This window comes from Klebsiella sp. 54, assembly GCF_018223875.1.
Lineage (GTDB): Bacteria > Pseudomonadota > Gammaproteobacteria > Enterobacterales > Enterobacteriaceae > Klebsiella > Klebsiella quasipneumoniae.
This window is the reverse complement of sequence record NZ_JAGRRA010000003.1, coordinates 362,397-370,357: the sequence shown is the minus strand read 5'-3', so window position 1 is coordinate 370,357 and position 7,961 is coordinate 362,397. Positions and strand designations below refer to the sequence as shown.

General features: G+C 58.4%; 6 protein-coding genes and 1 rRNA gene. 3 read left to right on the top strand and 4 right to left on the bottom strand.

The annotated features are described in order from the left end of the window. Positions 1–68: 68 nt before the first annotated feature. The 3 genes from rrf (at position 69) to KHQ24_RS11460 (ending at position 1,461) form a co-directional block, all read left to right on the top strand. Positions 69–184 (top strand): 5S ribosomal RNA (gene rrf, locus KHQ24_RS11470). A gap of 364 nt (positions 185–548) precedes the next feature. After that, positions 549–824: a DUF2574 family protein gene (locus tag KHQ24_RS11465; RefSeq protein WP_049004348.1), complete on the top strand. Its 276-nt coding sequence runs from the start codon at positions 549–551 to the stop codon at positions 822–824. 319 nt (positions 825–1,143) lie between these two features. After that, positions 1,144–1,461 (top strand): hypothetical protein, encoded by a 318-nt coding sequence (locus tag KHQ24_RS11460; RefSeq protein ID WP_004204117.1) that lies wholly within the window; start codon positions 1,144–1,146, stop codon positions 1,459–1,461. A gap of 41 nt (positions 1,462–1,502) precedes the next feature. On the opposite strand, the gene KHQ24_RS11455 is transcribed toward KHQ24_RS11460, so the two are convergent. The 4 genes from KHQ24_RS11455 to trpS form a co-directional block, all read right to left on the bottom strand. After that, positions 1,503–2,627: an ABC transporter permease gene (locus tag KHQ24_RS11455; protein WP_043522401.1), complete on the bottom strand. Its 1,125-nt coding sequence runs from the start codon at positions 2,625–2,627 to the stop codon at positions 1,503–1,505. Next, entirely contained in the window at positions 2,627–5,371 is a 2,745-nt protein-coding gene (rbbA, locus tag KHQ24_RS11450) for a ribosome-associated ATPase/putative transporter RbbA (protein ID WP_180242285.1), read from the bottom strand. Before rbbA ends, KHQ24_RS11455 begins: the two co-directional genes overlap by 1 nt. Next, the gene (locus tag KHQ24_RS11445; RefSeq protein WP_211777283.1) at positions 5,368–6,435 is read right to left on the bottom strand and encodes an HlyD family secretion protein; all 1,068 of its coding nucleotides are present in this window, start codon (positions 6,433–6,435) and stop codon (positions 5,368–5,370) included. Before KHQ24_RS11445 ends, rbbA begins: the two co-directional genes overlap by 4 nt. 306 nt (positions 6,436–6,741) lie before the next feature. After that, positions 6,742–7,749, bottom strand: coding sequence for a tryptophan--tRNA ligase (gene trpS, locus KHQ24_RS11440; protein WP_004204121.1), 1,008 nt, complete (start codon positions 7,747–7,749; stop codon positions 6,742–6,744). Positions 7,750–7,961: the final 212 nt, after the last annotated feature.

Here is a 7,961-nt window from a genome sequence, read left to right as displayed (position 1 = left end):
TGAGAAGATTTTCAGCTGATACAGATTAATCGATGCGTCCGCAGGACGTGTTGATAAAACAGAATTTGCCTGGCGGCACTAGCGCGGTGGTCCCACCTGACCCCATGCCGAACTCAGAAGTGAAACGCCGTAGCGCCGATGGTAGTGTGGGGTCTCCCCATGTGAGAGTAGGGAACTGCCAGGCATCAAATAAAACGAAAGGCTCAGTCGAAAGACTGGGCCTTTTGTTTTTGCGTTTTAACAAGAACCCCGTCCCGAAAGATGCGGGGTTTTTTGCTGTGTGGGGTATGCCTCCCCGGTGGCGCTGCGCTTACCGGGGCTACGGATCCTGAGCCACAAAACCTGGTGCGCAGCACCGTCTCCAGGCAGACCACTATGCCAGTTCGCTACTATCAGCAATAATTATCACATTAATAGGTTATCTTTACATTGCCCTTAGTAATACTATGGTTTATCTTCTCTGCGCATTGTACCAATGCATCGCTCTCCTGACGGAGATAAATTAAGCAATCGCTTATCTCTCATCCTGTTAACTGGTTAAACATTAAATGAAAAAACCGCTAATTGGGATTCTGATTTTCGCTTATGGATTAAGCTCACCTCTGTTTGCTGCCGAAACCGCCAACCTAATGCTCTCCGGGCGGGTCGTGTCAGAAACCTGCAATACTGATATTGTGAATAAACAACCTCTGCAGCGCTGCGGAAAAAATACCTACCACATTGCCTCGAAAAATATAGAGAATCACGCGCGTGGTGTGGTCACTCGTACAGTGAATTTATCCAATGATACGAGTCGAAAAATAATTATCAGCAGCTACGATTAAATACCTCTCTATTTCAGCGCTATTATATTGTGTTCTGCTAAATAATGGCGCTGCATCTTCTTCATATATATTAACGCGTTAGCGAAATTACGAAATTATTCCCACCGCTGAATACATTACTCCCATTTATGGCGACAATGGGTATGCTTCTCGCCGGTTTTTTGGTTTAATGAGCGATATCATTAACACTTTGTTAACTTGATCTGGTTTATATGACAGCAAATTTGATATACAAAGAGGGATGATTGCCTGTATGGATGCTGTCCGACGTACCTTGCGTCATCTGCTTTGGTTATCGGCTGGCAATATGAGAATAGAAATGAAAATCCTGCTTAACTGGTCGCCGTTGCGCCGGCTCTTCACTTACCTTCAGGAGCGCTTTACCTTTCTGGTGCTGCTCTGCTGGCCAGCGATAATCTGGCTGTTCTGCCGGGTCGGCGTATGGCTTACGGATAACCTGTATGAACTGCTGGGGAAATCACCCGCCCAGTCCTTCACCGTCTATCTGCAGCCGTTTATGACCCCCGGCACGCTGCTGCGCATCTCCATCAGCTGGGTGGTGTTGCTGTTCATTCTCTTCAGCATGGCGATGGCCTTCACCTGGGGTCTGCGCCACTTTATGAACCGCCACAAATAAACCATTCGGGCCGCCGGGAGTCGACGGCCCTTCTTAAGTCCTTATGCCATTTGACCAATCGTTTTGCGAAAACGCAGCAGGGCGATAGTAAAGAACACCGCTCCGATAACCAACAAGGTTAAGAACTGCGGCCAGACGATACTGAAGCTGGCGCCGCGGTACAAAATCGCCTGCGCCAGACTGACGAAGTGGGTGGTCGGCATGGTCAACATGATATCCTGAACCAGCTGCGGCATACTTTCCCGCGGCGTGGAGCCGCCGGAGAGCATCTGCAGCGGCAGCAGCACCAGGATCATCAGCAGCCCCAGCTGCGGCATCGAGCGGGCGAGGGTGCCCATAAAAATGCCGATCGAGGTTGTGGCGAACAGGCTGAGCGCCACCCCCAGCATAAACAGTAGAATCGACCCCTCAATGGGCACCTGCAACATCCCCTGTACCATCAGCACCAGCGACAAACCGGAGACCACTAGCACCACCAGCCCCATCGACCAGATCTTGGCCATCATGATCTCAAACGGCGTGACCGGCATCACCAGCAGATGCTCGATGGTACCGTGCTCGCGCTCGCGGATCAGCGCCGAGCCGGTGAGGACAATGGCCAGCATGGTGATGTTGTTGATGATCGCCATCACCGCGCCAAAGCGCTCCTGTTCCAGGTTAGGGTTAAAGCGCATTCTTATCGCCAGCTCTACCGGCAGCACGCTGTTGTCCCGATAGCGGGCAATGAAGCTGTTTACTTCGCCGCTAATAATATTCTGGATATAGCCGTTGCCGGTAAAGGCCTGGCTCATGCGCGTGGCGTCGACGTTGACCTGCACTTCCGGCTGGCGGCCGGCCAGCACATCGCGCTGGAAGTTAGGCGGAATATTGATGGCGAAAGTGTAGCGCCCGGCATCCAGGCCGGCGTCCATCTCATCGGCGGTAATCAGCTCCGGTTCGAGAAACCAGGGGCGGTAGAATGCGTTAATAATGCGTGAAGAGAGCTGCGACTTATCCATATCGGCAACCGCAATCGGCGCCAGGTGTAGCGAGCCGGGCATCACCGTGGCTGAGGAGTACACCGACACCGTAAAAGCAAACACGATCAACGCCAGCATCGCTTTATCACCCAGCAGGCTACGCAGCTCTTTGACGCCAAGATTATAAATATTGCGTAATCCGCGCATCACCCCTCCTGTTTCTTCAGCAGCAGCACGCTCAGCCCGAGCACCAGCGGCACTGCAATCAGTAGTGGAATAAAGGAGCCCCACAAATCGCTGAGATTCAGCGCTTTGGAGAAGGTGCCGCGGGCGATAGTCAGGAAGTGGCTGGTCGGGTAGATTTGCCCAATCCAGCGCCCGGGGCCTTCCAGCGACGCTACCGGATCGATCATCCCGGAGAACTGGGTCGCCGGGATTAGCGTAATGATGGCGGTGCCGAAAATAGCGGCGATTTGGCTCTTCATAAAGGTTGAGATCAGTAGTCCCAGTCCGGTGGCAATGGTGACGTACAGCAGCGCCGCCAGGCTTAGCGTCAGGAAGCTGCCCTTATGTGATACGCCAAAGACGAAGACCGACAGCGCACACAGCAGAAAAAAGTTAAACATTCCCAGCATGATGTAAGGCACCTGCTTGCCGAGCAGGAATTCGCTGCGGGTGGTCGGCGTCACGTACAGGTTGATGATCGACCCGAGCTCCTTCTCACGTACCACGCTCAGGGCGCTGAGCATCGCCGGGATCATCATCAGCAGCAGCGGGATCACCGCCGGGACGATGGCCGGGAGGCTCTTCACGTCCGGGTTATAGCGATAGCGGGTCTCGATGGAGATGAGCGAGGTCTCACGATTCGGGCTACTTTGCTGCCCGGCCATCTCCTGCAGCCAGGCGAGATGCATGGCCTGCACGTAGCCGCGCACCGTCTCCGCGCGGTTTGGCATTGCGCCATCCACCCAGACGCCGATTTGGACCGGCGTGCCGCGGGCGATATCGCGGCCAAAGTTCGGCGGGATCTCTATCGCCACCGCCAGTTCGCCGTCGCGCATCCGCCGGTCGAGCTCATCGTAACTGCGCAGCGGCGCCTGTTCGATGAAGTAGCGTGAGCCGGCGATATTCTGCGACCAGCCCTGACTGCTGAGGGTTTGATCGCGATCGAGTACCGCAAAGCGCAGATCCTCGACGTCCATGCTGATCCCATAGCCCATGATAAACATCAGGATCACCGTTCCCAGCAGCGCCAGCGTCGAACGTACAGGATCGCGGCGCAGCTCCAGCGCTTCGCGGCGGCTGTAGCTGAACAGCCGTTGCAGACTGAAGGCCTGGCGCGGGGCCGCGCGTTCTGGATGGGATGCTGCAGCAGGCGCAAGTTCCTCAGGAACTGCGGCGGTTGGCTGCGCCTCCTGGAGCCAGGCGATAAACGCCTCTTCGAGGCTGGCGGCACCGCGCTGTTCGACCAGCGCCTGCGGCGTATCGCTGGCCAGTACCTTGCCGGCGTGCATCAGCGAGATGCGGTCGCAGCGTTCCGCCTCATTCATAAAGTGGGTGGAGATAAAAATGGTCACCCGATCCTGACGCGCGAGGTCGACCATCAGCTGCCAGAACATATCCCGTGCCACTGGATCGACCCCGGAGGTGGGTTCGTCGAGGATCAGCATTTCCGGGCGATGGATGACCGCCACCGCCAGCGACAGACGCTGACGGATGCCCAACGGCAGGGCGGCGGGCAGGGCGTCTTCCACCTCGCTGAGCATGAAGCGCTCGCTCATTTCCGCCACCCGACCGGGGATTTCGCCGTCCGGAATATGAAACAGGCGGGCGTGCAGTTCGAGGTTTTGCCGGACGGTCAGTTCGCTATAGAGCGAGAAGGCCTGCGACATATAGCCCACCCGCTGGCGGGTGGCGATATCCTTCGGATCGACCGGCTGGCCGAACAACCAGGCTTCGCCTTCGCTGGCGGGCAGCAGGCCGGTGAGCATCTTCATGGTGGTGGATTTGCCGCAGCCGTTGGAGCCGAGGAAGCCGAAGATTTCACCGCGCGCGATGCGGAAGTTAACGTGGTCGACGGCGACGAAGTCGCCAAAGCGCATGGTCAGCCCACGGGCTTCGATGGCGATCTCTTCCTCGCGGTCGTCGCGCGGCGGGATTACCACCGCCTTATGCGCCTGGCGCTGCGCTTCCGGCAGCAGGGCGATAAACGCCTGCTCCAGCGTCTGGCTGCCGGTCTGCACTTTCAGCTCCGCAGCGGTACCGGTCGCCAGCACCTCGCCGGCGTTCATCGCTACCAGCCAGTCAAAGCGCTCAGCCTCTTCCATATAGGCGGTGGCCACCAGCACGCTCATCTCCGGCTGGCGCTGACGAATGCTGTCGATAAGCTCCCAGAACTGCGCCCGGGAAAGCGGGTCGACGCCGGTGGTAGGTTCATCGAGGATCAGCAGCTGCGGGTCGTGGATAAGGGCGCAACATAAACCCAGCTTTTGCTTCATCCCGCCGGAGAGCTTACCCGCCGGGCGATCGCGAAACGGCGCCAGCCCGGTGCTCTGCAGCAGCTCGTGGATACGTGATTCGCGTTCGGCTTTATCATGGCCAAACAGGCGGGCGAAGAAGTCGACGTTTTCATACACCGAGAGGGTGTGATAGAGGTTTTTCCCCAGTCCCTGCGGCATCCAGGCAATCTTCGGGCACACCTCGTGGCGATGATGAACGTCGCGCATATCGCCGCCGAGCACCATCACGTTACCCTGCTCAATGGCCCGCGCCCCGGCGATGAGAGAGAGCAGGCTCGATTTGCCGACGCCGTCCGGGCCAATCAGGCCGACCATGCGCCGCGCCGGGATCGCCAGGCTGATATCCCGCAGCGCCACGGTGGCGCCGAAGCGCTGGCCAACGTTGTCCAGCCGGGCAATGGGGGGCGAGGTATCCAGTGGCGTCATTATCATTGCGGCAACCTCACCGTCAGGTCTTCAGGCCAGGAGTGTTGGTTATCCAGCCGCACGTAAGCCATGCCGGGCAGGCCGGTTTTGACATACTCCAGGTGCTGCGCCAGCAGCTCCGGCGGGATGCGCGCTTTGACGCGGAACATCAGTTTGAGACGCTCGTCGCGGGTCTCCACCGTTTTCGGCGTAAACTGCGCGACGCTGGCGACAAAGCTGATATTGGCCGGGATCACCAGATCAGGGGCGGCATCAAGGATCAGCCGCGCTTCGCTGCCAAGCGCCAGCAGGCCCGCCTGTTCGGTGGGCAGAAAGAAAGTCATATAGACGTCGGCGAGATCGACCATGTTCAGCACCCGACCACCGGCGGCCAGCACTTCCCCCGGCTCGGCGACGCGATACTGAATACGGCCGTCGCGGGGCGCCTTCAGCTCGCTATCGTCAATATCGGCAAGGATCCGCCGCTCGGTCGCCTGGGCCGCTTCGACGCGGGTTTGCGCCTGAATAATGCTGGTGCGGGCGACCTCGATGGCGGCGCGGGCGGCGGAGACCTGGGCTTTCGCCGACTCCAGCGCCGCGCGGGCGCTCTCTGCCGCGGCGCGATCGTCATCCAGCTGCTGGGCGGAGACGGCGCCGCGCTGCGACAGGGCATTCGAGCGGACGTGACGTTTCGCTGTGGAGTCGAGCTCCGCCTGACGCTGCTTCACAACCGCTTCGCTGGCGCGCATTTCACTTTGCCGCTGATCGAGCAAGGCTCTGGCGGCCAGGACCGCGCTTTCCGCTTCCTTGATTTGCGCGGCGGCTTCAAGACGCTGCTCGTTCAGTACACGGATATCCATTCTCGCCAGTACCTCTCCCTGGCGCACGAACTGACCCTCTTTGACCAGAATGGTGTCGATACGTCCGGCGATTTTGCTGGCAATATCCACTTCGGTGGCTTCTATTCGTCCGTTGCTACTGGCGAAACCCTCCGGAAGGCCCGGCGGGCGCAGCAGCCACCATGCCGCGGCGGCGAGTACCACCAGTAAGCCGACAAAATACCCTGTCCAACGTTTCTTTATTTTGTCCATACGCGACTCGCTTGATTCCCTGTGCTGAGTGATACGCGTGTCTCCTCCGGCGGGCGGAGCGTCCTTCTTGCGAAGGACGAATAAAGGGGGGAAGGGCCGCTGACGCAGAGCTCTACCGCGTCGATGCGCAGCCGAACGCTGTACTACTTATGTGGTCATCATCAGCGATCCTGGCCTTAATGAAACACGCATAGTGAGAGCTACCGTTAACGCGATAGTAACATCCGCGGCGGGCTTGTCCATACGAAAGGCAGGGTCTTGTCGACGTGTTAACAAAATATCCACTACCGGCAACATTTCATCACCTCAGAACAGCACCGGTAGCCCCAGACCACGTTTCACCTCATGCAGCGTCTGCTGCGTCAGCTGGTGGGCGCGCTCGCTGCCCTGGCGCAGCAGATCCAGCAGCATCCCTTTATCCTGAATAAAGGTGGCTCGCCGTTCGCGGATCGGCGCCAGTAGCGCCTGCAGGCAGGTCTCCAGTTCATTTTTACACTGGCGATCGCCCAGCCCGCCGCGCTGATAGTGGGCTTTCATCTCAGCCACCAGTGCCTTATCGCTATGGAAAGCGTCGAGATAGGTGAACACCACGTTGCCGTCGACATGCCCCGGATCGCTGACTCTCAGGTGTGTCGGGTCGGTATACATCGCGCTGACCGCGCGGTGAATCTCCTCTTCACTGGCCGATAACGTCAGCGTATTGCCCAGCGATTTCGACATTTTGGCGTTGCCGTCGACGCCCGGCAGGCGGCTCACTTCGCTGAGGAGCGCCTTGCAGTGGCGCAGCACTGGCGCGCCGGTGAGGCTATTCATCTTATGGACGATCTCGTTGGTCTGCTCAATCATCGGTAGCTGATCGTCGCCCACTGGCACCAGCTCGGCCTTGAAGGCGGTGATATCGGCGGCCTGGCTAATCGGATAGGCAAGAAAGCCCACCGGCAGCGAACGGGCGAATCCTTTCTGGGCAATCTCATTCTTGACCGTCGGATTACGTTCCACGCGGGCGACGGTGACGATATTCATATACAGCGCGCTGAGCTCCGCCAGCGCGGGCAGGGCGGACTGCAGGCAGATCGTGGTGAGCCTGGGGTCAATGCCGACGGCCAGATAATCGGCCATCACTTCGAGGATATGGTGGCTAACTTTTTGCGGATTGCTGCCGTTGTCAGTGAGCCCTTGCAGGTCGGCGATCAGGATAAACTGCTGGTGGTCGTGCTGCAGCGCGACGCGCTGGCGCAGCGAGCCGACGTAATGGCCAAGATGTAGTTGGCCGGTGGGGCGGTCGCCGGTGAGAATGGTTTGCGGGTGGTTCATCAGGAACTCCTTATCAGACTGTTCAGCCGAAAGACGTCCTGAAAACACCAAAGCCGCCTTCCGGCGGCTTTGAAAATGGAAACGTATATCGTGCCGCCTGTTATGCAGGCAGCCACCAACGGCGGGGAAAGGTCACGATCGCGTTTCTGTTCATCTTTTTATCCTGCCACGAAACCATAGTGGGGTAAACCCCGTTTGGTAAAGTGCCCGGC